Origin of the sequence: Azospirillum sp. Sh1, assembly GCF_008365135.1 — a bacterium.
Lineage (GTDB): Bacteria > Pseudomonadota > Alphaproteobacteria > Azospirillales > Azospirillaceae > Azospirillum > Azospirillum oryzae.
The window spans coordinates 113855-135255 of sequence record NZ_VTTK01000004.1 but is presented as its reverse complement, the minus strand read 5'-3'; the positions used below and the strand labels follow the sequence as shown (position 1 = coordinate 135255).

Annotated in this window: 19 protein-coding genes; 4 read left to right on the top strand and 15 right to left on the bottom strand. The window is 68.2% G+C overall.

The window, feature by feature from the left end; translation table 11 throughout:
• Positions 1-406 precede the first annotated feature (406 nt).
• The 7 genes from FZ029_RS06530 to FZ029_RS06500 form a co-directional block, all read right to left on the bottom strand.
• Positions 407-1381, bottom strand: coding sequence for a carbohydrate kinase (locus FZ029_RS06530; protein WP_149268496.1), 975 nt, complete (start codon positions 1379-1381; stop codon positions 407-409).
• Between the two features lie 14 nt (positions 1382-1395).
• The gene (locus FZ029_RS06525) at positions 1396-2871 is read right to left on the bottom strand and encodes a mannitol dehydrogenase family protein (protein ID WP_149268495.1); all 1476 of its coding nucleotides are present in this window, start codon (positions 2869-2871) and stop codon (positions 1396-1398) included.
• 215 nt (positions 2872-3086) lie between these two features.
• Positions 3087-3860: an L-iditol 2-dehydrogenase gene (locus tag FZ029_RS06520; RefSeq protein WP_149268494.1), complete on the bottom strand. Its 774-nt coding sequence runs from the start codon at positions 3858-3860 to the stop codon at positions 3087-3089.
• Between the two features lie 29 nt (positions 3861-3889).
• On the bottom strand, positions 3890-4918 hold the full coding sequence (locus tag FZ029_RS06515) for an ABC transporter ATP-binding protein (protein ID WP_149268493.1): 1029 nt from the start codon (positions 4916-4918) through the stop codon (positions 3890-3892).
• 12 nt (positions 4919-4930) lie between these two features.
• Entirely contained in the window at positions 4931-5761 is an 831-nt protein-coding gene (locus tag FZ029_RS06510; protein WP_149268492.1) for a carbohydrate ABC transporter permease, read from the bottom strand.
• A 2-nt stretch (positions 5762-5763) separates the two neighbouring features.
• Positions 5764-6636, bottom strand: a complete 873-nt coding sequence (locus FZ029_RS06505; RefSeq protein WP_149268491.1) for a sugar ABC transporter permease — start codon at positions 6634-6636, stop codon at positions 5764-5766.
• Positions 6637-6816: 180 nt separating this feature from the next.
• Positions 6817-8127: a sugar ABC transporter substrate-binding protein gene (locus tag FZ029_RS06500; protein WP_149268490.1), complete on the bottom strand. Its 1311-nt coding sequence runs from the start codon at positions 8125-8127 to the stop codon at positions 6817-6819.
• Positions 8128-8543: 416 nt separating this feature from the next.
• On the opposite strand from FZ029_RS06500, the gene FZ029_RS06495 reads away from it, so the two are divergent.
• Complete coding sequence (locus FZ029_RS06495; protein WP_149268489.1) at positions 8544-9767, top strand: ROK family transcriptional regulator; 1224 nt, start codon at positions 8544-8546, stop codon at positions 9765-9767.
• A 4-nt stretch (positions 9768-9771) separates the two neighbouring features.
• On the opposite strand, the gene FZ029_RS06490 is transcribed toward FZ029_RS06495, so the two are convergent.
• Positions 9772-11238 (bottom strand): PLP-dependent aminotransferase family protein, encoded by a 1467-nt coding sequence (locus FZ029_RS06490; RefSeq protein ID WP_149268488.1) that lies wholly within the window; start codon positions 11236-11238, stop codon positions 9772-9774.
• Between the two features lie 333 nt (positions 11239-11571).
• On the bottom strand, positions 11572-13065 hold the full coding sequence (gene ccoG / locus FZ029_RS06485) for a cytochrome c oxidase accessory protein CcoG (RefSeq protein ID WP_149268487.1): 1494 nt from the start codon (positions 13063-13065) through the stop codon (positions 11572-11574).
• A gap of 327 nt (positions 13066-13392) precedes the next feature.
• On the opposite strand from ccoG, the gene FZ029_RS06480 reads away from it, so the two are divergent.
• Positions 13393-13725, top strand: coding sequence for a DUF1289 domain-containing protein (locus FZ029_RS06480; protein ID WP_211104101.1), 333 nt, complete (start codon positions 13393-13395; stop codon positions 13723-13725).
• 20 nt (positions 13726-13745) lie between these two features.
• Here the strand turns inward: FZ029_RS06480 and FZ029_RS06475 are convergent, their stop codons facing one another.
• The 5 genes from FZ029_RS06475 to FZ029_RS06455 form a co-directional block, all read right to left on the bottom strand.
• Complete coding sequence (locus FZ029_RS06475) at positions 13746-14534, bottom strand: alpha/beta hydrolase (RefSeq protein WP_149268486.1); 789 nt, start codon at positions 14532-14534, stop codon at positions 13746-13748.
• A gap of 56 nt (positions 14535-14590) precedes the next feature.
• Entirely contained in the window at positions 14591-15280 is a 690-nt protein-coding gene (locus tag FZ029_RS06470) for an ABC transporter permease (RefSeq protein WP_149268485.1), read from the bottom strand.
• A gap of 2 nt (positions 15281-15282) precedes the next feature.
• Positions 15283-15987: an ABC transporter permease subunit gene (locus tag FZ029_RS06465; protein WP_149268484.1), complete on the bottom strand. Its 705-nt coding sequence runs from the start codon at positions 15985-15987 to the stop codon at positions 15283-15285.
• A 43-nt stretch (positions 15988-16030) separates the two neighbouring features.
• Positions 16031-16873, bottom strand: a complete 843-nt coding sequence (locus tag FZ029_RS06460) for an ATP-binding cassette domain-containing protein (RefSeq protein WP_149268483.1) — start codon at positions 16871-16873, stop codon at positions 16031-16033.
• A 152-nt stretch (positions 16874-17025) separates the two neighbouring features.
• The gene (locus tag FZ029_RS06455) at positions 17026-17469 is read right to left on the bottom strand and encodes an Lrp/AsnC family transcriptional regulator (protein WP_109075869.1); all 444 of its coding nucleotides are present in this window, start codon (positions 17467-17469) and stop codon (positions 17026-17028) included.
• A gap of 138 nt (positions 17470-17607) precedes the next feature.
• Here FZ029_RS06455 and rocF point away from each other — a divergent pair, with 138 nt between their 5' ends.
• Positions 17608-18558: an arginase gene (rocF, locus tag FZ029_RS06450; RefSeq protein WP_149268482.1), complete on the top strand. Its 951-nt coding sequence runs from the start codon at positions 17608-17610 to the stop codon at positions 18556-18558.
• A gap of 19 nt (positions 18559-18577) precedes the next feature.
• Complete coding sequence (locus FZ029_RS06445; RefSeq protein WP_149268481.1) at positions 18578-19642, top strand: ornithine cyclodeaminase; 1065 nt, start codon at positions 18578-18580, stop codon at positions 19640-19642.
• Positions 19643-19795: 153 nt separating this feature from the next.
• On the opposite strand, the gene FZ029_RS06440 is transcribed toward FZ029_RS06445, so the two are convergent.
• Complete coding sequence (locus tag FZ029_RS06440) at positions 19796-21394, bottom strand: Na+/H+ antiporter (protein ID WP_149268480.1); 1599 nt, start codon at positions 21392-21394, stop codon at positions 19796-19798.
• Between the last annotated feature and the right edge of the window lie 7 nt (positions 21395-21401).

Here is a 21401-nt window from a genome sequence, read left to right as displayed (position 1 = left end):
CCAGTCTCCCGCTCAAGATCCGTTATCCGTTCGCCAGCGTCAAGCCGACGAACCAGCGAAACCTTGAACTCCAAACTTCGCTTCTCTCCCATCCGTCCTCTCCCTCAGAGAAACGGAACACTTTAACCCTGTCTCAAATCCGGGGGGCACTCCAGTGGTGTTCAGTGTTGCATTCTCCCTCTCCCCCCGAGGAGAGGGTCGGGGTGAGGGGGGTGCATGGCGTGGATTTGGTGGGGAGCGGGGAGTGCGTGATGCTTGGAGATCCTCGCCACGCGACCCCCTCACCCTAACCCTCTCCCCGGGGGGGAGAGGGGATAGTAGGGGCGGAAACGGGGAGATGTTGACCCGGAAACTCTAATCCCGGGTCGGATGCCGCACCATCGAAAGCTTCAAAACCGACCCCGCCTCAGCGGGCCAGCAGGCGGTCGATAGCGGTACGGTCGGGCAGGGAGGGAATGGCGCCGGGGGCGGTGGTGGTGAGGGCGCCGGCGGCGTTGGCGAAGCGGCAGATGTCCTGCAGGCGGTCGGGGGTGAAGGCGTTGTCCACATCTTCAAGGATGCCGGCCAGCAGGGCGGCGACGAAGGCGTCGCCGGCGCCGGTGGTGTCCACGGCGGTGACGGCCATCCCCGGCACATGGCCCGAGGCGTCGGCGGTCAGGAAGGTGCAACCATTGCGGCCATGTGTCACCACCAGCAGGCGCAAACCGTCATGCCACAGGCCGCGGCCGGCGGTGTCCGGATCGGCGCTGCCGGTCAGGAATTCCAGTTCCTCGTCGCTCAGCTTGACGATGGCGGCGGCGGCGATGCCCTGGCGGATCAGGCGTTCCGCCGTGTCGCGGTCGGGCCAGAGCGCGAGGCGCAGGTTGGCGTCGAAGGAGACCAGCCGGCCATGGCTGCGCGCCGTCTCCACCGCCAGCAGGCTGGCTTCGCGCGAGGATCGGTCGATCAGGCCGATGGAGCCGGAATGCAGCAGGCGGGCCGCCGCGATGGCGTCGAGGTCGAGGTCGGCGGGGGAGAATCCGGCCATCGGCTCGCCATAGAACAGGAACTCCCGCTCCCCCTCCTCGTCGAGGGAGACGAAGGCGACGGGGGTCTTGGCGTCGGGGACGAGGCGCAGGCGGGACACATCGACGCCGGCATTGGTCAGCGCCCGCGCCAGGAAACGGCCGAAGCCGTCCGCCGCCGTCCGGCCCATGAAGGCGCTGCGCACCCCCAGCCGGGCCAGACCGACCGCGACATTGGCAGGCGCCCCGCCCGGCGCCGGGTCGAAGGCGCCGATCACGCCGGGCTGCGCCGGGCCGGCGGGCATGAAGTCGATCAGCACCTCGCCCAGGCACAGCACGTCGGGGCACAGCACGTCGAGCGGTTGCAATGAGGTCATGGAGGGGTCGTCCTTCAGCTGGGGACGCCGGTATAGCGGGCGAGCACGGCGCGGGTGCCGTCCGCCCACAGGGCGCGCAGGGCGGCGGAGAAGGCATCGCGGAAGGGCTGCGCCCGGCCGACCTCGCCATAGACGTCGTCCATGCCGAGCCACGCCGTCGGCTCGGTGCGGGCCTGGCGGGCGACGGCGGTCAGGCGGTCCCAGTTGGGATCGTTCGGCTCGATCGGCTGGCCGTCGTCGGTGGTCCCGAAGCAATAGCGGCACCACAGCGCCGATTCCAGCGCCAGACCCTCGATGCCGGCGCCGGCCTTCAGCCGGTCGGCAATGGACGGGACGATGAATTTCGGCTGGCGGTTGGAGCCGTCCAGGCAGAGCCGGCGGATGGTGTCCTTGATCTTCGGGTTGGCGAAGCGGCGCTCGATGATGCCGAAATAGCTGGCGAGGTCGGTGCCCGGCACCGGCGGGACGGTGGGGATGATCTCCTCCCGCTCGATCTTCTGCAGGAAGGCGCGGATCAGCGGGGTTTCCATCGCCTCGTGCGCGTAGGTGATGCCGAGCAGCCCGGCGGGGTAGGCGATGACCGCATGGCCGCCGTTGAGGATGCGGATCTTCATCGTCTCGAAGGGCGTCACGTCGGGAACGAACTGCACGCCCACCGCCTCCAGCGCCGGGCGGCCGGCGGAGAAGCGGTCCTCCAGCACCCACTGCGTGAAGTCCTCGCAGAAGACTGGCCAATTGTCGGCGATGCCGAAATCGCGGTCGAGGGTCTCACGCTCCTGCACACCGGTGGCAGGCGTGATGCGGTCGACCATGCCGTTGGGGAAGGCGACGGAGTTCTCGATCCAGGCGGCGAGGTCGGCGTCGATGCCCTTGGCGATGCCCAGCACGGCGTTGCGGGTGACGATGCCGTTGTGGGGGATGTTGTCGCAGGACATGACGGTGAAGGGCACCGTGCCGGCGGCACGGCGGCGGGCCAGACCGGCGACGATCAGGCCGAAGATCGTGGTCGGGCGGGAGGGCACGGCGATGTCGGCGCGGATCGCCGGATGGTTGGCGTCGAACTTGCCGGCGGCATCGATGTAATAGCCGCCCTCCGTCACCGTCAGCGAGACGATGCGGATGGCTGGGTCGGCCAACTTGGCGATGATGGCGTCGGCGTCGCCGACCGGCAGCATGCCGATCATGGCGCCGGTGACGCGGGCGAGGCTCTGCGCGCCGGACTGCTCGACGACGGTGGTCAGCCAGTCCTGGCCCTCCAGCGCGTCGCGCATGCGCTGGTCCGACGGCATCACCCCGGCGCCGAGGATCGCCCAGTCATGGTCGCGACCCTGGGCGAACAGGCTGTCGAGATAGACCGCCTGATGGGAGCGGTGGAAGTTGCCGACGCCGAAATGCAGGATCCCGGCGGACAGGGCGGAACGGTCGTAGGCCGGCACCGAGGCGCGGGCTGCGATGTCGGGGAGGGTGGCGGCGGACAGGGCGATGGTCATGGCTGGGGTCCTGCGGGGGATCGGGGGATCCACCCTCTCCCCCCCGGGGAGAGGGTCGGGGTGAGGGGGATGCTTGGCGTGGATTCGGTGGGGTGCGAAGCGCTGCCAATCGACAAAAGCCTCGCTGTGCGTCCCCCTCACCCTAACCCTCTCCCCGGGGGGGAGAGGGGATCCCTTCGAGGGAGAGGGGATCCCGGGGCGGGAGAGGGTAATTCTCAACTCATCCAGTTGCCGCCGTCGACGTTGTAGGTCTGGGCGACGATGTAGTCGGCCTCGGCGCTGGCCAGGAAGATCGCCATGCCGGTCAGATCCTCGGCACGGCCCATGCGGCCGAAGGGAACCGCTTCGCCGACCATGCGCTTCTTCTCGCCGGGCTGGAGACCCTCGTGGCGGGCGAACAGGGCGTCGACGCCGTCCCAATGCTCGCCGTCGACCACGCCGGGGGCGATGGCGTTGACGTTGATGCCGTGCTTGATGAGGTTCAGGCCGGCCGACTGGGTCAGGCTGATGACCGCCGCCTTGGTGGCGCAATAGACGCCGACCAGTGCTTCGCCGCGCCGTCCGGCCTGGGAGGCCATGTTAATGATCTTGCCGCCGCGGCCCTGCGCGATCATCCGCTTCGCCACCGCCTGCAGCGTGAAAAGCGTGCCGGCGACGTTGATCGAGAACAGGCGGTCATAGCTCTCCCGCGTGATCTCGACGATGGGGGCGAGGTCGAACAGGGCGGCGTTGTTGATCAGGATGTCGATGCCGCCGGCCCGCTCCACCACCGCGGCGACGGCGGCGTCGATGGAGGACTGGTCGGTCACGTCGAGCGCCACGGCGTAGGCGCCGGGGCCGATCTCCGCCGCCGCCTGCTCCGCCGCGGCGAGGTTGATGTCGGCGATGGCGACCGTCGCGCCCTCAGCGACATAGGCGGCGGCGAAGGCGCGGCCGATGCCGCGCGCGGCGCCGGTGATGATGGCCGATTTGCCGTCGAGACGTTTCATGGGGCCACCTTTCATAGGGTCAGGACCTTTCATGCCACTTTGACGCCCGGCGCCGCAGAGGACAGGGCGTTGCCCTGGGCGTCGAAGCGGTGGAGCTTTTCGGACTGCGGCGTCAGCCAGACGCGGTCGCCGTGACGGACGGGGAACTCTCCGCCGGCCCGCGCCACCATCGTGCCGATGCCGTCCACCTGCACATAGACGAAGGTGTCGGAGCCCAGATGTTCGGACACGGTGACGGTGCCGGACCAGCGGCCGGATTCGGTCGACAGCGCCAGATGTTCGGGACGGATGCCGATGCAGTCGGCGCCGTCGCCGCGCGCCGCCTCCCCCTCGATGAAGTTCATGCGGGGAGAGCCGATGAAGCCGGCGACGAAGCGGTTGCGCGGGCGGCTGTAGAGGTCGATGGGGGAGCCCACCTGCTCGATCCGGCCGGCGTTCAGCACCACGATCTTGTCGGCCATGGTCATGGCCTCCACCTGATCGTGGGTCACATAGATCATGGTGGTGCCGAGGCTGGCGTGCAGCTCGGAGATTTCCAGCCGCATGTTGACGCGGAGCGCGGCGTCGAGGTTCGACAGCGGCTCGTCGAACAGGAAGGCGGTCGGCTCGCGGACGATGGCGCGGCCGATGGCGACGCGCTGGCGCTGGCCGCCGGAGAGCTGGCCGGGGCGGCGGTCGAGATAGCTGGTGAGGTTCAGCACATTCGCCGCCGCCTCCACCTTGCGGTCGATGGCGGCCTTGTCCAGCCGGGCCATCTTCAGCGGGAAGGCGATGTTGTTGCGCACGGTCATGTGCGGATAGAGCGCGTAGGACTGGAACACCATCGCCAACCCGCGCTGGGCGGGCGGCAGCGCGGTGGCGTCCTTGCCGTCGATGCGGATGGAGCCGGACGACACGTCCTCCAGCCCCGCGATCAGGCGCAGCAGCGTGGACTTGCCGCAGCCGGACGGGCCGACGAACACCACGAACTCGCCATTGCCGATGGTGAGGTCCAGCGGCGGGATGACGGCGATGTCGCCGAAACTCTTGGTGACGCGGTCGAGCGTGATCTGTCCCATAGCGGGGTCCCCCTACTTCACGGCGCCGAAGGTCAGGCCGCGCACCAGCTGCTTCTGGCTGAACCAGCCGAGAACCAGGATCGGCGCGACCGCCATGGTCGAGGCGGCCGACAGTTTCGCGTAGAACAGCCCTTCCGGGCTGGAGTAGCTGGCGATGAAGGCGGTCAGCGGCGCCGATTGCGAGGCGGACAGGTTCAGCGTCCAGAAGGCCTCGTTCCACGCCAGGATGACGTTCAGCAGCAGGGTGGAGGCGATGCCGGGCACCGCCATCGGCAGCAGGACGAACAGGATCTCGTCGCGCAGGCCCGCGCCGTCCATCCGCGCCGCCTCCAGGATCTCGCCCGGAATTTCACGGAAATAGGTGAACAGCATCCAGACGATGATCGGCAGGTTGATCAGCGTCAGCACGATGACCAGACCGACGCGGGTGTCGAGAAGCCCGAAATCGCGGAACAGCAGGTAGATCGGGATCAGGACGCCGACCGGCGGCAGCATCTTGGTCGACAGCATCCACATCAGCACGTCGCGGGTGCGCTTGCCGGGTACGAAGGCCATCGACCACGCGGCGGGAACCGCGACCATCAGGCCGATCAGCGTCGAGCCGACCGAGATGACCACCGAGTTCCAGAAATGGAGGAAATAGTCGGAGCGCTGCTGCACCTCCGTGTAATTCTCCAGCGTCCAGTGGAAGGCGAGGAAGGAGGGTGGGCTGGCGATGGCCTCGGCTTCGGTCTTGAAGCTGGTCAGCGCGGTCCACAGGATGGGGAAGAAGATCACGATCCCGATGGTCCAGGCGACCAGGGTCACGACCAGCTTCTGGCGGTTGGTTGCGGCGCGCGCCATGGTTAGATGTCCAGGTTGCGGCCGATCATCCTCATCAGGAAGACGGCGACGATGTTGGCGAGGACGACGGCGACGATGCCGCCCGCGGAGCCGCCGCCGACATCGAACTGCAGCAGCGACTGGGCATAGACGAGATAGGTGATGTTGGTGGTGGCGGTGCCCGGCCCGCCGTTGGTCGTCACCAGGATCTCGGCGAAGACCGACAGCAGGAAGATGGTCTGGATCAGCGTCACCACCGTCATCGCCCGCGCCAGATGGGGCAGGATGACGTGGATGAAGCGGTCCACCGCGCCGGCGCCATCCATCTCCGCCGCTTCAAGCCTTTCGCTGTCGAGCGATTGCAGGGCGGTCAGCAGGATCAGCGTGGCGAAGGGCAGCCACTGCCACGTCACGATCAGGATGATCGAGGACAGCGGCGCCTCGGCCAGGAAGTCGAAGGGCTGGAGGCCCAGCCCCTTGGCGATGGCGGCGAACAGGCCGTTCACCGGGTTCATCAGCATGTTCTTCCACACCAGCGCCGAAACGGTGGGCATGACGAAGAAGGGGGCGATGATCAGCAGGCGGACGATCCCCCGCCCCCAGAAGGGCCGGTCGAGCAGCAGGGCCAGCCCGATGCCGCCGGCGATGGTCAGCACCAGCACCCCGCCGACCAGGGCCAGCGTGTTGCCGAGTGCGGCGAAGAAGGCCGGATCGGTCAGGAAATACCGGTAGTTCAGGAAGCCGATCCACTCCTCCTGCCCCGGCATCAGCAGGTTGTAGCGCAGGAAGGAGAAGTAGAGCGTCATCGCGAGCGGGATCAGCATCCAGCCGAGCAGCAGGACGACGGCCGGAGACATCGTCAGGCGCGCGGCTGCACGCGAATGGGCGGTGGCCATGGCTCGACCCTTGGGGAACGACGTTGCGGGAGGCGTATTCTTCGGCCGTCATCCCCGCGAAGGCGGGGATCCAGGGGACTCCGCGGTTCAGCGGTCGAACCGGCTGGATTCCCGCCTTCGCGGGAATGACGGCTGACAGAGGATCATGCACTCATCCGGTACAGGGACGATGACTTCCGCTTACTTGATGTAGCCGGCCTTGGTCATCTCGCGGGTGGTCAGGGCCTGCGCGCTCTGCAGGGCCTGGTCGGCGCTCATCTGGCCGGCGAGTGCCGCGGAGAAGGCCTGGCCCACCGCCGTGCCGATGCCCTGGAATTCGGGAATGGCGACGAACTGCACGCCGGTGTAGGGGACTTCCTGCACCGTCGGGTGCTGCGGATCGGCGGCCTGGATCGACTTCAGCGTCAGGTCGGCGAAGGGGGCGGCCTTGCGGTATTCGGGGTTGGCGTAGAGCGAGCTGCGGGTGCCGGGCGGCACGTTGGCCCAGCCCTCTTCCTTGGCGACGAGATCGAGATACTCCTTGGAGGTCGCCCAGGAGATGAAGGCCTGCGCGGCGTCGCCCTTCTTGCTGCTGGCGGGAACCGCGAGGCTCCAGGCCCACAGCCAGTTGGACCGCTTGCCGAGACCGGTGTCGGGGGCCAGCGCATAGCCGACCTTGTCCGCCACCTTGCTCTGCGCCGGGTTGGAGACGAAGGAGGCGGCGACGGTGGCGTCGATCCACATCGCGCATTTGCCGGTCTGGAACAGCGCCAGATTCTCGTTGAAGCCGTTGGAGGAGGCGCCCGGCGGGCCGGCGTCCTTCATCACGCCGAGATAGGTCGTCAGCGTCTGCTTCCACGGTTCGGTGTTGAACTGCGGCTTCCAGTTCATGTCGAACCAGCGGGCGCCGAAGGAGTTCGCCATGGCGCTGAGGAAGGCCATGTTCTCGCCCCAGCCGGCCTTGCCGCGCAGGCAGATGCCGTAGACTTCGTTCTGCTTGTCGGTCAGCTTGCGCGCGGCGTCGGCGATGAAGCTCCAGGTCGGCGCCTCCGGCATGGTCAGTCCGGCCTTCTCGAACAGGTCCTTGCGGTACATGACCATCGAGCTTTCGCCGTAGAAGGGCGCGGCGTAGAGCGTGCCGTCGGTGGTCAGGCCGCTGCGGATCGAGGGCAGCAGATCCTCGACGTCATAGTTGGCGCCGAGCTTGTCGAGCGGCTTCAGCCACTTCTGCTTGGTCCAGATCGGAACCTCGTAGGTGCCGATGGTCAGGACGTCGTACTGGCCGCCCTTGGTGGCGATGTCGGTGGTGATGCGCTGGCGCAGCACGTTCTCTTCCAGCGTCACCCAGTTCAGCGTGATGTCGGGATGGGCCTTGGTGAAATGATCCGCCAGCTTCTGCATGCGGATCATGTCGCCGTTGTTCACCGTGGCGATGGACAGCGTTTCCGCCTGTGCCGAGCTGCCGAGAAACGCGGCGACCGCCGCGCCGATCAAGGATAGCGCACGCTTCATTCCAGTTTTCCTCCCCAATGTCCTGTCCGGCCGCGCCTTGGCTTTGCTCCGCCGGCCTCTGCGACTGGTCGCCCGACCTCCGGATGCGTCCACGGCATTCGGTTTGTAGGGCACACGAACACTATGGCGCAGGCGGCGGAGGGGCGCAATAGATAAATCACATTGATTTTAATATTCGGTGACGTATGGCGCCGACGCTGTTCGCGACGGGCCGGGACAAAGCAGGGAGTAAGCCGTTTTTGGTACTGCGCTTGCGCCGGTCGGGCGCGGCTTGCTACGGTGATTGAGGCCTGGAGCGGGGCCGGCAGTGTCGTTCCGATGGCTCGGGAGCGGCATTAAGTAAATCACTTTGATTTTGTTATGATCGGTTGTTATACGGATTGTTGGCAACATCCGAGGCAGGAGGCGGCGGGAGCATGCGGGGCGGCGATACCACCGGGCTGCGCGCCTACAACGAGCGGCTGGTCATGCATGCGCTGTTGCAGGCCGGCATGCTGTCCAAGGCGGAAGTCGCGCGGGAGACCGGGCTGAGCGGGCAGGCGGCGTCGGTGATCGTCAACCGGCTGCTGGAGGATGGGCTGCTGGTCAAGCTGGACAAGGTGCGCGGGCAGGTCGGCCAACCCTCCACCCCCATCGCACCGAACCCGGAGGGGGCCTATTCGCTGGGGGTGAAGATCGGCCGGCGCAGCGTCGAGGCGATCCTGATCAACCTGCTGGGCGAGGAGATGGGGGCGAGCCGGGTGCGTTACGACGCGCCGCTGCCGGAACCGACGATCTCGACCGCCATCGCCCAGGCCGTCGGGCTGCTGGGGCATCTGTCGCCGGCGGCGCGGTCGCGGGTGGTCGGGCTGGGCGTCGCCATGCCGGACGAGATCCATGCGTGGTCGGCGGAACTGGGCTTGGCGCCGGGTGCGCTGGACGGCTGGCGCGATGCCGACATCGGCGGCGCCTTCGCGCGGGAGACCGGGCTGCCGGTGACGCGCTACAACGACGCGGCGGCGGCCTGCGCGGCGGAGATGATCGCCGGCCATGCCATCTCCAGCCGCAGCGCGCTCTACATCTATCTCGGCACCTTCATCGGCGGCGGGGTGGTGATCGACGGGCGGTTGTATCGCGGCGAGCAGGGCAATGCCGGGGCTATCGGGTCCATGCCGACTGGGCCGACCGGGCCCACCGGATCGAACGGCCGGGGGGAGGCGCCGGGGCAACTGATCCACGCCGCCTCGATTTTCCTGCTGGAGCGGGAGCTGGCGGCCGGCGGCATCGATCCGTCGGCGGCGCTGTCCGCCGCCCTGGCCGACGGCAGCGGCGAGCGGGCGGATGCCATCTTCGACGCCTGGGCCGAAACCGCCTGCGCCGAGCTGTCGCGCGCCGTCGTGTCGGCCCTCAGCGTCATCGATTTTCAGGAGGTGGTGGTCGACGGCTTCCTGCCGCCGTCCTGGCGTGACCGCTTCACACAACGGCTGGCGGCGGCGGTGGAGCGCTTCAACCGGTCGGGGCTGAAGGCCGCGCCGGTTCTGGCGGGCTCCATCGGCCCGATGGCCCGCGTGCTGGGGGCGGCGATGCTGCCGCTGAAGGCGCGCTTCTCGCCCGACACCGACCTGTTGGTACGGTCGGGCATGGCGCGTGATCTGATCTGACGGATCAGATCACGATGCCAGCGAGCGCGGGGCTCTGGTCGAGGGCGTCGGCGAGGGTTTCCAGCATGCGGCGGCAATCGGCGCGGCTCACCGGGGCGCCGAGGCAGATGCGCAGGGCCTCCGGCGCCGGGCCGGCGGTGAGGAAGACGTCGCTGACGGCGGCGGCGATGCCCGCATTGCGCAGATGGGCGGCGAACTCCCCGCGCGTCCAGCTTGGCGGCAGGTTCAGCCACAGATGGAAGCCTTGCCCGTGGGCGGTGACCGATTCGGGGGCAAGCAGGTCGCGGGCGATGCGCTGGCGGGCCTCGGCCTCGGCGCGGATGGCGGTCAGCAGCGCGTCGGCGGTGCCGTCGGCGATCCACTGGGTGGCGACGGCGGCGGGGATCGGCGGCGTGCCGAGGATGGTGGCGCGCTGGGCGGCGGCGAGCCGCATCGCCTGACGGGCGTCGGGGGCGGCGACATAGGTGACGCGCAGGCCGGGCGCCACGCATTTGGCAAGGCCGACGACATGGAAGGTCACGTCAGGGGCCAGCGCGGCGATCGGCGGCGGGGCGTCCTGCGGCAGCACGCCGTAGATGTCGTCCTCGATGATCGGGATGTTGTGGGTGCGGGCGATGGCGGCGATGGCGGCCCGCCGCTCGGTCGGCAGGGTCGCCGTCGTCGGGTTGTGCAGGGTGGGGGTGCAATAGAGCGCCTTCGGGGCATGGGCCTCCACCGCCGCGCGCAGGGCGTCGGGGTCGAGGCCGTCGCCGTCCATCGCCACCCCGACCACCCGCAGCCCGAGCTGCCGCGCGATGGCCTTGAAACCGGGATAGGTCAGCGCCTCCGTGCACACGGTGTCGCCTGGGCGGGTGAGCATGCAGAGCAGGGCCAGCAGGGCGCTCTGCGTGCCGGGGCAGACGACGATCCGGCCGCTATCCTCAAGGCCGGGCAGGCGCCGGCCGAGCCAGCGCGCGCCGGCGGCACGGTCGTCCTCCCCGGCGCGGAAACCGGCCTCGGCCTCCGGATAGCGCAGCAGCGCTTGCGGGTCGAGGCGCAGCATCGCCTGGGCCAGCCCCCGCCGCACGCGGTCCAGAAGCTCCGGCGAGTCGGGCAGCGGCGGCTGGTTCATGGTCATGTCGATGACCGCGGCCGGGGCGGTGGCCGCACGCAAGGGCGGGGCGGGGGCGGCGCCTTCCGATGGCGCATTGGGTGCGCTGACGAAGGTGCCCTGGCCGACACGGGCGTCGAGCAGCCCACGGCGGCGGGCCTCGCTGTAGGCGCGGCTGACGGTGGTCAGATCGACCCCCAAACGGTCGGCCAGCACGCGCTGTGGCGGCAGCCGCTGCCCCGCCGCGAGACGCCCGCCGGCGATGTCGTCGGCAAGAGCGTCGGCGATGGCGAGATAGACCGGCCGCGCGCGGTTGGTCAGGTCGGGTTGCCAGATGCCGGTGTCTGACGCTTCGGCTTGCCCTGCGTTATCGGATTGCATGGATTTCCTGGCCGTTCCCTTGCCTGCATGCTGCGGCGCTGTCTGTAGCATATGCGCGTTCGGATGCGGGTGTCATCCTCTCTCCCCCAGTCGCTACGGCATGCAAACATTTTCAGTCATTACTAAACCTTTGGAATGAAAGAAACTTCCCGTCATCCCCGCGAAGGCGGGGATCCAGAGTTTCCTATGCAAGTGCTTGCAAAGTCTGGATTCCCGCCTTCGCGGGAATGACGGCCGAGAAAGCAGTTTCATTTCATTGACGTACATGATGCTGAGATGTGTAAACGCCATAGCTCTGGGGAGAGGGAAATTCCCCAGGGCGATTCGATCCGGTCACGGCGCCAGGAAGACGCTGTCGTGCCGGACCGGCTGGCCGTCGCCGGTGTCGGGGGTCAGGGTGACGGTCACGGGGGTGGAGGAGCCGGTCAAGCTCGCCTGCGGCACGCGGACCTGGATGCGGTAGGTCTCCACCGCATTGGCGCGGGCGGACAGCGACAGTTCGCCGGCCTCGGTGCCGTCGCCGGACAGGCTGACGCTCGCCTGCGGCAGTCCGGACAGGGCGATGCGGTAATGGCGTTCCACCAGCGACATGTTGGCGATCTTGATGGTGTAGGCGTTCTGGATGCGGCCGTCGTTGAGCGTGACGAACAACGGCGCCCGGTCGCGCAGAATGGAGATGTCGTTGCTGGACCTCATCGCCAGAGCAATCGTCATCACCCCGCCGACCACGACCAGCATCAGTCCATAGACGATGGTGCGCGGCCGGATCAGGCGGTAACGGGGCGGTGGAACCGCGACGGCCTTTGCCGCCTGGGCGGTCAAGGTATCGAAGCGGATCAGGTCGCCGGGCCGGTCGATGCGCGCCATCACGTCGTTGCAGGCGTCGACGCACAGGCCGCAGCCGATGCATTCCATCTGGATGCCGTCGCGGATGTCGATGCCGGTCGGGCAGACCTGGACGCATTGCCCGCAGTCGATGCAGTCGCCATGGCCCTGGTGGGTGCGGGCGTCCCAGCCCTCGCTCTTGCGCAAGGGCGCCCGTCCCTCGCCGCGCCACTCCTGATAGGTGACGACCAGACTGTCCTCGTCCAGCATGGCGGCCTGGATGCGCGGCCAGGGGCAGACATAGAAGCACATCTGTTCGCGCATGAAGCCCGCCATCGCATAGGTGCAGGCGGCGATGAACAGGACGGAGCCGGCGGCGAGCGCCGAGGCGTCGAAGCGCAGCATGTCGACCGCCAGCGTCGGCGCGTCGGTGAGATAGGCGATGCCGAGGAAGCCGGTGACCAGCGAGACCGCCAGCCACGCCGTGTGCTTGACCGTCTTCTTCGCCAGCCAGCCGGCGGTCCAGGGGTGCCGGTCGAGGCGGATGCGGTCGCCGCGATCGCCCTCCACCCGCCGCTCCACCCAGACGAACAGGTCGGTCCACACCGTCTGCGGACAGGTGAAGCCGCACCAGACCCGGCCGCCGAGCGCGGTCGCCAGGAACAGGCCGATGGCGGCCAGAATCATCACACCGGTGATGTAGTAGACATGCTGCGGCCAGAGTTGCAGGGCGAAGATGTAGAAGCGCTGGCTGCCCAGGTCGAACAGGACCGCCTGATCGGGCAGGCCCGGCCCGCGCTCCCAGCGCAACCACGGGATGACGGCGAACAGCGCCAGCAGGACCGCGCCCAACAGCGTCTTCACGCGCCGGTATCGCCCGCGCACCGCCTTGGGATGGATCTTGCGGTGGGGGGCATAGGCCGGACCTGGGGCCGGGGCCTGCTCCGGGGGAACGGTCGCATGGTCCGGGCGGCGGGTGACGATGGGCGCATCGCTGGGCATGGATCACCTGGCACGAAGAAACCGTCCGGCCGCCAGCCCGCGCCTGTCAGGCGCATGGAGCGGCGGCCCTCCGGCGATGCAGCTTGTATGGATCAATCGTACGGATTGCTCAAGAGCATTGTACGGAGTTTTGTGTTGGAAAATCCGTCATGCGTCGGTTTGACGCATCATATCCAGGGCATTGATAGCCTGATTTCTCCATACAATCGGCCGACTTGGCGTTGATCTTATAGATTGTATGGATTCGGTGCATGGTCAGCCGCCATTGCCGCGCCGGATTTGCGACGCACCTTGTCTGCGACTGGAGACGACCATGCGACAGGACAGATGAGCGGAAAATCGAAGGACAGGTTGGGCAGGGCGACGGACAACCCCTGCATCGGCCTCTGCCGGTTCGGTGGCGACGGTGCCTGCCTGGGCTGCCATCGCACCAAGGCGGAGGTGAAGGGATGGAAGCGGCTGAGCGACGCGGCCAAGGCGGCGATCAACGACAGGATTGCCCAAGGGGGCCGGCAAGCTGTCCAGGCCGACCCCACCGAGGGAAAGGCGCCGCGCAAGCGGCTGCGCAAGCTCGACCGGAAGATCGGCAAGCTGGAATCGAAGCTCGCCGCCTTGCGGGCAGAGCGCGACCGGGTCGCGGGTGCCGGCCCGGCCGGATAGGCAGCGCCGGTGGGGCCGCGTCAGGTTTCCGAAAGGAAGGCCCGGATCGCTTCGACCACCTCGTCCTCGCATTCGCGGTGGGGGACGTGGCCGGTGTCGGGCAGGAGGCGGACGGTTCCGCGTCCGGCGGCGATGCGGGTCGGGTGCTCGGCCGACCCGTATTCGTCGCGGTCGCCATGCAGGGCCAGCACCGGGCAGCGGACCTGCGACAGCGTCCTGTCCAGCGTCCAGTCGGCGAAGGCGGGGGACAGCCAGGTCTCGGTCCAGGCGTCGACCGCCCAGCGCGCCTTGTCGCCTTGGTATCTGGCCAGCCGGGCGAGCTGCGCCGGTTCCTGGAAGCCTTGTTTGGCCACGCGGATGCCGTCGAGTGTCCGTTCCTCGACGAAGGCCTGCGCGGCGATGGTCACCAGCGCCCGGCAGCGGGCGGGGAAGCGCGCCGCCGTCTCCACCGCCATGCCGCCGCCGACGCTGTGGCCGCAGGCGACGAAATCGCCGATGCCGAGATGGTCGAGCAGCAGGGGAATGACCTCCCGCGCCTCCGCCGCGACGAAATCGCGGGGCAGGGTGCCGGGGTGGGGATCGGAACGCCCGAAGCCGAGCCGGTCATAGGCGACGACCCGCCGCGCCGTCGCTGCGGCAAGGCTGGCCGGGAAGCTGCGCCACAGATCGACGCAGCCAAGCGAATCGTGGAGCAACAGGATCGGCGGGAGGGTGCCGGCGGTCTCCGTGTCCGGGGTCCAGTCCTTCACATAGAGGCGGCCGGCGGGGGTGGGGATAAGGCGATCCTGGTCGCTGACGGCGGTGGTCATGTCGTCCGGTGGCTGCTGCAGTCGAGGGACGGCAGGATAGCATGAATTGCCGCGCCTTAAGCCCGTGCGCGCAGATAGGGGGTCATGCGCCATTCGGCGTGGCGGATCAGGCGGGTGGCGATGAAGTTGATCAGCAAATAGAGGATGCCGGCGACGATGAAGATCTCGAAGACCGCGAAGGTCTGGGCGATCATGCGGCGGGCGACGCCGGTGATCTCCATCATCGTGATGGTGCTGGCGAGCGAGCTGGCCTTGACCATCAAAATCACCTCGTTGCCATAGGCCGGCAGCATCTGGCGGATCGCCACCGGCAGGACGATGCGGCGGAACACCCGCATCCGCGACATGCCGCAGGCCCGTGCCGCCTCCACCTGTCCCTGCGGCACGGTTTCGATGGCGCCGCGCAGGATCTCGGACGTGTAGGCGCCGGTGTTGAGCGCCAGCGCCAGGATGGCGCACCACATCGGCTGGCTGAGGACGGGCCAGAGGACGCTGTCGCGGATGAAATCGATCTGGCTGAGGCCGTAATAGATCAGGAAGATCTGCACCAGCAGCGGCGTGCCGCGGAAGACGAAGGTGTAGGCGGAGGTCAGCGCCACCGCGACGCGGTTGCCGGACAGGCGCAGAAGCGCGGTGGCGAAGGCCAGCACCGCACCGAAGGCGAGCGCCAGCGCAACCAGCTCAAGGGTCAGGGGCAGGGCCGCGAGCAGGCGGGGCAGGCTGTCCCACATCAGAGTCCAGTTCATCGTCAAGCCCTCCGCACGCCGCGGCTGGCGTAGCGCTCGGCCCGCTGGAACGCCGCCGTCGAGACGGTGGTCAGGGCGAGATACAGCAGGGCGGCGACGCTGTAGAACAGGAAGGATTGCCGGGTGGAGCCGGCGGCGATGTGCGCGACGCGCATGATCTCGGCGAGGGCGGTGACCGAGATGAGCGCGGTATCCTTCAGCGTCAGCTGCCAGACATTGCCGAGGCCGGGCAGGGCGAAGCGCAAGGTCTGCGGCACCAGCACCCGGCGCAGGATGCGCCAGCGCCCCATGCCGCAGGCCCGCGCCGCCTCGATCTGGCCGTAGGGCACCGATTTGACGGCGCCGCGGATCACCTCGGTCGAATAGGCGCCGGAGATCAGGCCGACGGCGGCGACGCCGATGGAAAAGGCGTTCAGCTCGACATAGCCGCTGTAGCCGAAGATGCCGGCCACCGCCATGATCATGCCCGAACCGCCGAAGAACAGCAGGTAGATCACCAGCAGTTCCGGCACGCCGCGCACGGCCGTGGTGTAAAGCTCCGCCAGACCCTTCAGCAGGATGCTGTCGCTGAGCTTGGCGGCGGCGCCGGCGGCCCCGAAGGCGAGGCCGAGCAGGAAGGAGGACAGCGCCACCGCGACGGTCATCGCCGTCCCGGACAGCAGCTGCGGCCCCCAGCCGTGCAGGCCCTGGGTTATGAAGTCCAGCATCGGCGTTCCCTTTGTCGATTGTTCCTAAGGACGCAGGACCGCGTCAGGCGGCGAGATGGCGGGACAGGAACTGCCGCACGCGGTCGGAGTCGGGATTGGTCAGCACCGTGTCGGGCGCCCCTTCCTCCTCGATGCGGCCCTGGTGGAGGAAGACGACCTTGGAGGAGACCTCGCGGGCGAAGTCCATCTCGTGCGTCACCAGGATCATGGTGCGCCCTTCGTCGGCCAGCTGGCGGATGACGCGCAGGACCTCGCCGACCAGTTCGGGGTCGAGGGCGGAGGTCGGCTCGTCGAACAGCATCACCTTCGGCTGCATGGCGAGCGCGCGGGCGATGGCGGCGCGTTGCTGCTGACCGCCGGAGAGCTGGACCGGATAGCAGTCGGCCTTGCCCAGGATGCCGACCTTGTCGAGCAGGCTTCTCGCGAGGTCGACGGCGTCGGCCTTCGGCACGCCAAGCACGTGCACCGGCGCCTCGATCACGTTTTCCAGGATGGTCATGTGGGTCCAGAGATTGAAGTTCTGGAACACCATGCCCAGGCTGGTGCGGATGCGGTCGACCTGCCGGGCGTCGGCCGGCATGGCCCGCCCGCCGCGCGCCGTCTTCATGGCGATGGTCTCGCCGCAGATGGTGACGGACCCCTCGTCGGGGACCTCCAGCATGTTGATGCAGCGCAGAAGCGTGCTCTTGCCCGAGCCTGACGAGCCGATCAGCGTGATGACGTCGCCTTCACGGGCGGTCAGCGACACGCCCTTCAGCACCTCCAGCGATCCGAACCGCTTGTGGATGCCGTCCGCCTGCACGGCGATTGTGGCGGCGGGGTTGGTGGGAGGGTGGCGGTGCGCCGGCCCGTCCTGGCCGACGCTGGCGATACGATGCTGGTCCATGCGGCGTCCCGTTATCGTTGGGGACACGGAGCATCAGCGAAGCAGGCGGCAGCCGATAGATGAAAAATTGACGGAAGACTCGGGGCAACTTGCCAGATTGAAAGCTCGGGCTGCGCGAAATGGCAAGTCGGCATTGGAAAGTCGGGGGCGGCCTACAGCCGGGCGCGGGTGCTGCGCGGGGTGTTCAGCAGCAGGTTCGTCTCGCTGGTGGTGATGCCGGGAATGAGCCGGATTCGGCGCAGAACCCCGTCGAATTCCGGCAGGCTGGCCGCCGACAGCTCGACGATCAGATCCCAGCGTCCGTTTGTGCTGTGGATCTCCATGATCTCGGGGAAGCCGCTGAGCGTCCGCACCACACGGTCGGTCGCCTGCCCCTCCACCTCGATCAGCATGATGCCGCGCACCGGCGCCTCCACCGTGTCGGCGCGCAGGATCACGGTGTAGCCGGTGATGATGCCGGAGCTTTCCAGCCGCTCCATCCGCGAGCGCACCGTCGCCCGCGAGACGCCGAGTTCGATGGCGAGGTCGGAAATGCTGCGGCGGCCGTCGTGGCGCAGCAGGGTGATGAGCTTCTCGTCGAGCTGGTCAAGCGTCATGGTCGCGGCCTTTCGACATTATGGCAAGCTTGGCTGTCCAGTTTGGTAGGCTGGATGGAGAGTTTTGTCAAATTGCCCTGTCCGTTCCGCCGGAATCCTGTGGTTTGCTGGTGGGAGGAACAGGCAAGAGACCAAACAATGTCCTACCAGAAGACAAAGACGAAGCAGTGCCGGCTGGTCGGCGTGCCGGTGCAGGACGGAGCGGGGCGGCTGGGCTGCGAAATGGGGCCCAGCGCCTTCCGCACCGCGGGGATCGCGCGGGCGCTGGCGGACCTCGGCCACAGCGTGACCGATCTCGGCAATGTGGCGCCCCTTCCGCAGCGGCCGATGGCGCATGGCAACGCGGCGCTGAAGTTCCTTCCCGAAGTGGCGGGCTGGACCGCCGCGCTGACCCAGATCGCCTACGAGGCGAGCGCCGGGCAGGACGCGATGCCGATCTTCATGGGCGGCGACCACAGCCTTGCCGCCGGCACCCTGACCGGGCTGGCGCAGCGCGCCGCCGAGATGCGGCGTCCGCTGTTCGTGCTGTGGCTGGACGCGCATCCGGATTTCCACACGCTGGAGACGACGGAGAGCGGCAACCTGCATGGCGTGCCGATGGCCTATGCCACCGGGCTGGCCGGCTTCGACGGCTATTTCCCGCCGCCGCCGGCGCGGCTCGACCCGCACAATGTCTGCATGATGGGCATCCGCAGCGTCGATCCGGCCGAACGCCGGGCGCTGGAGACATCGGGCATCACCGTGCACGACATGCGCAAGATCGACGAGCACGGCATCGTCGCCCTGCTGCGTCCGTTCCTGCAGCGGGTGGTGGAGGCGGACGGGCTGCTGCATGTCAGCCTGGACGTCGATTTCCTCGATCCCGGCATCGCTCCCGGCGTCGGCACCACGGTTCCCGGCGGCGCTACCTTCCGCGAGGCGCATCTGGTCATGGAGATGCTGCACGACACCGGCCTTGTCAGCAGCGTCGATCTGGTGGAGCTGAACCCCTTCCTGGACGAGCGCGGCCGGACTGCGACCCTGATGGTGGAACTGCTGGCCAGCCTGATGGGGCGCCGCGTCCTCGATTATCCCACCCGCAGCTTTTGATCGACTGGAGCGCCCGACCATGATCCCGAACCTGAACCTCGTTCCCTTCGTCAGCGTCGATCATATGATGAAGCTGGTGCTGCACATCGGCGTGGAGCGCTTCCTGACCGAGCTGTCCGCTTATGTGGAGGAGGATTTCCGCCGCTGGGAGAGCTTCGACAAGACGCCGCGGGTGGCCTCGCACAGCGCGGAGGGCGTGATCGAGCTGATGCCGACCAGCGACGGCCGCACCTATGGCTTCAAATATGTGAACGGCCATCCGAAGAACATGCGGGAAGGCCGCCAGACCGTCACCGCCTTCGGCGTGCTGGCCGATGTCGGCAACGGCTATCCGGTGCTGATGACGGAGATGACCATCCTGACGGCGCTGCGCACCGCCGCGACGTCCGCGGTGGCTGCCAAACATCTGGCGCCGAAGGATGCCTCCTGCATGGCGATCATCGGCAACGGCGCCCAGGCGGAGTTCCAGGCGCTGGCCTTCAAGGCGCTGCTGGGCATAGCCAAGCTGCGGCTCTACGACATCGACCCGGTGGCGACGCAGAAATGCGTGCGCAACCTGCGCGACCAGGGCTTCGAGATCACCGCCTGCAAATCGACCGAAGAGGCGGTGGAGGGCGCGCAGATCATCACAACCGTCACCGCCGACAAGCAGTATGCCACCATCCTGACCGACAACATGGTCGGGGCGGGCGTGCACATCAACGCGGTCGGCGGCGATTGCCCCGGCAAGACGGAACTGCACCGCGACATCCTGCTGCGCTCGGACATCTTCGTCGAATATCCGCCGCAGACGCGGATCGAGGGCGAGATCCAGCAGCTGGCCCCCGACCATCCGGTGACGGAGCTGTGGATGGTGATGACCGGTCAGGCCGTCGGCCGGCGCGACGCGCGGCAGATCACGCTGTTCGATTCCGTCGGCTTCGCGACGGAGGATTTCTCCGCCCTGCGCTATATCCGCGACAAGGTGGCGGGCACCGGCTTCTACGAGAATCTGGACATGCTGGCCGACCCGGACGAGCCGCGGGACCTGTTCGGCATGATCCTGCGTGCGGCGAAGCCGGCACCGGTGGGGGAGGCGGCGTAATGATTGCCCTCTCCCGCCCCGGGAGAGGGAGGGGACCCACGAAGTGGGGAGGGTGAGGGGCAATCCGGACATGGATTTCTGAGCTTTGCGTCACCCCTCACCCTTCCCATGCTGCGCATGGGCCCCTTCCCTCTCCCGGGGCGGGAGAGGGACTTATCCTTCCCCCTCCGCCAGCGCCTGCTCGGCGCTGAGTTCCTCCAGGTCCAGCTCCGCTTCCAGGCGGTGAAGCACGGTGTCGTGGATGCGGCCGCCGCGGTGCAGGCCCAGGATCTCGGCGCGGGCGGCGCGGTTGGCGGCCAGGACGGCAGCGAAATGCTCGCGGCGGTCCTCCGTCAGCATGCCTTCGCTCTCGTGGAACCGCTCGGCCATGGTGGCGCGGTGGCCGTATTGTTCGAGAAGGCGGGGGTGGCGCTGGCGGCCGTCCGGCGTGCCGGAGCGATTGCGCACCGCCTCCAGCGCCGCACGGGCCATGCGGATGCGGGTTTCCGATTCCGACAGGGTCGGCCGGCGTTCCAGGGTGAAGCCGCCCAGCCGCATCATGCGGATCAGCGGGGCCAGCGTGGTCGCCTGCCCCAGGATCGACAGCAGGATCACCGCCCAGGTCGTCGCCAGGATGATGTCGCGGCCGGGGAACTCCGCCGGGACCGACAGGGCGACGGCGAGGCTGACCACGCCGCGGATCGCCGCCCAGCCCATGATCGCCGGCACCGCCGCCGACGGATAGGGATCACGGCGGCGCAGGCTCGGGAACAGGAAGCGCGGCAGGTAGGTCGAGGGAAAGAGCCAGGCGAAGCGCGACAGGATCATCGCCAGCGCCACGGCGACGATCATCGGCAGCAGGTCGAACAGGCCGGTCCCGGCCTCCGCCAGCCGGCCCAGCACGCCGCGCAGCGACAGGCCGATGATGATGAAGACCATCGATTCCATCAGGAAGACCGCCACCGCCCACACCGCGTTGGCGTGGGTGCGCAGCTGGGCGGTGAACAGATCGTGCTGGCGCCGGCCCATCACCAGCCCGCAGCCGACGGTGGCGAGCACGCCCGACACATGCAGCGCCTCGCCGCCCAGATAGCTGCCCCAGGCGGCGAGGAAGCCGCCGACGATGCCGAGCGGCACGTCGCGCAGACGGCCGAGCAACAATGCCGCGATGTGGCCGAAGACAACGCCGGCCGCCACCCCGCCGATGGCCAGCCACAGGAATTCCAGCGAGGCGTCGGCCGCGTCGAAGGTGCCGGTCATCCCGGCGGCGATGGCGATGCGGAACAGCACCAGCCCGGTGGCGTCGTTCACCAGGCTCTCGCCTTCCAACAGGGTGACGATGCGGGGCGGCAGCGGCAGGCCCTTCAGCGCCGCCTTGGCCGCCACCGCGTCGGGCGGCGACAGGATGGCGCCGAGCGTGAAGCAGGCCGCCCACGGCAGCGACGGCATCACCAGATGGGCGGCCACCCCGATCGCCAGCGTGGTGAAGGCGACGGCGCCGACCGCCAGTTGCAGGATGATGCGCAGGTTGGCGCGGAAGTCGCTCCACACCGTGAAATAGGCGCTGGCGAACAGCAGCGGCGGCAGGAACAGCAGCAGGGTCAGGTCGGGATCGGGCGTGATCTCCGGCAGTCCGGGGATCAGGGCGAGCGCGATGCCGCCCAGCACCAGAACGGCCGACGGCGGCATGCGCAGGCGCTTGGCCGCAAGCTCCAGCACGATGATCGCCGCCATCAGGCCAAGGACGAGTTCGAACTGACCGGATGGCGACATTCTGGGG

Bases quoted from the DNA above. Each gene is read 5' to 3' on its own strand.
- FZ029_RS06530 (WP_149268496.1), bottom strand. From the start codon at position 1,381: ATGACCTCATTGCAACCGCTCGACGTGCTGTGCCCCGACGTGCTGTGC.
- FZ029_RS06525 (WP_149268495.1), bottom strand. From the start codon at position 2,871: ATGACCATCGCCCTGTCCGCCGCCACCCTCCCCGACATCGCAGCCCGC.
- FZ029_RS06520 (WP_149268494.1), bottom strand. From the start codon at position 3,860: ATGAAACGTCTCGACGGCAAATCGGCCATCATCACCGGCGCCGCGCGC.
- FZ029_RS06515 (WP_149268493.1), bottom strand. From the start codon at position 4,918: ATGGGACAGATCACGCTCGACCGCGTCACCAAGAGTTTCGGCGACATC.
- FZ029_RS06510 (WP_149268492.1), bottom strand. From the start codon at position 5,761: ATGGCGCGCGCCGCAACCAACCGCCAGAAGCTGGTCGTGACCCTGGTC.
- FZ029_RS06505 (WP_149268491.1), bottom strand. From the start codon at position 6,636: ATGGCCACCGCCCATTCGCGTGCAGCCGCGCGCCTGACGATGTCTCCG.
- FZ029_RS06500 (WP_149268490.1), bottom strand. From the start codon at position 8,127: ATGAAGCGTGCGCTATCCTTGATCGGCGCGGCGGTCGCCGCGTTTCTC.
- FZ029_RS06495 (WP_149268489.1), top strand. From the start codon at position 8,544: ATGCGGGGCGGCGATACCACCGGGCTGCGCGCCTACAACGAGCGGCTG.
- FZ029_RS06490 (WP_149268488.1), bottom strand. From the start codon at position 11,238: ATGCAATCCGATAACGCAGGGCAAGCCGAAGCGTCAGACACCGGCATC.
- ccoG (WP_149268487.1), bottom strand. From the start codon at position 13,065: ATGCCCAGCGATGCGCCCATCGTCACCCGCCGCCCGGACCATGCGACC.
- FZ029_RS06480 (WP_211104101.1), top strand. From the start codon at position 13,393: ATGAGCGGAAAATCGAAGGACAGGTTGGGCAGGGCGACGGACAACCCC.
- FZ029_RS06475 (WP_149268486.1), bottom strand. From the start codon at position 14,534: ATGACCACCGCCGTCAGCGACCAGGATCGCCTTATCCCCACCCCCGCC.
- FZ029_RS06470 (WP_149268485.1), bottom strand. From the start codon at position 15,280: ATGAACTGGACTCTGATGTGGGACAGCCTGCCCCGCCTGCTCGCGGCC.
- FZ029_RS06465 (WP_149268484.1), bottom strand. From the start codon at position 15,987: ATGCTGGACTTCATAACCCAGGGCCTGCACGGCTGGGGGCCGCAGCTG.
- FZ029_RS06460 (WP_149268483.1), bottom strand. From the start codon at position 16,873: ATGGACCAGCATCGTATCGCCAGCGTCGGCCAGGACGGGCCGGCGCAC.
- FZ029_RS06455 (WP_109075869.1), bottom strand. From the start codon at position 17,469: ATGACGCTTGACCAGCTCGACGAGAAGCTCATCACCCTGCTGCGCCAC.
- rocF (WP_149268482.1), top strand. From the start codon at position 17,608: ATGTCCTACCAGAAGACAAAGACGAAGCAGTGCCGGCTGGTCGGCGTG.
- FZ029_RS06445 (WP_149268481.1), top strand. From the start codon at position 18,578: ATGATCCCGAACCTGAACCTCGTTCCCTTCGTCAGCGTCGATCATATG.
- FZ029_RS06440 (WP_149268480.1), bottom strand. From the start codon at position 21,394: ATGTCGCCATCCGGTCAGTTCGAACTCGTCCTTGGCCTGATGGCGGCG.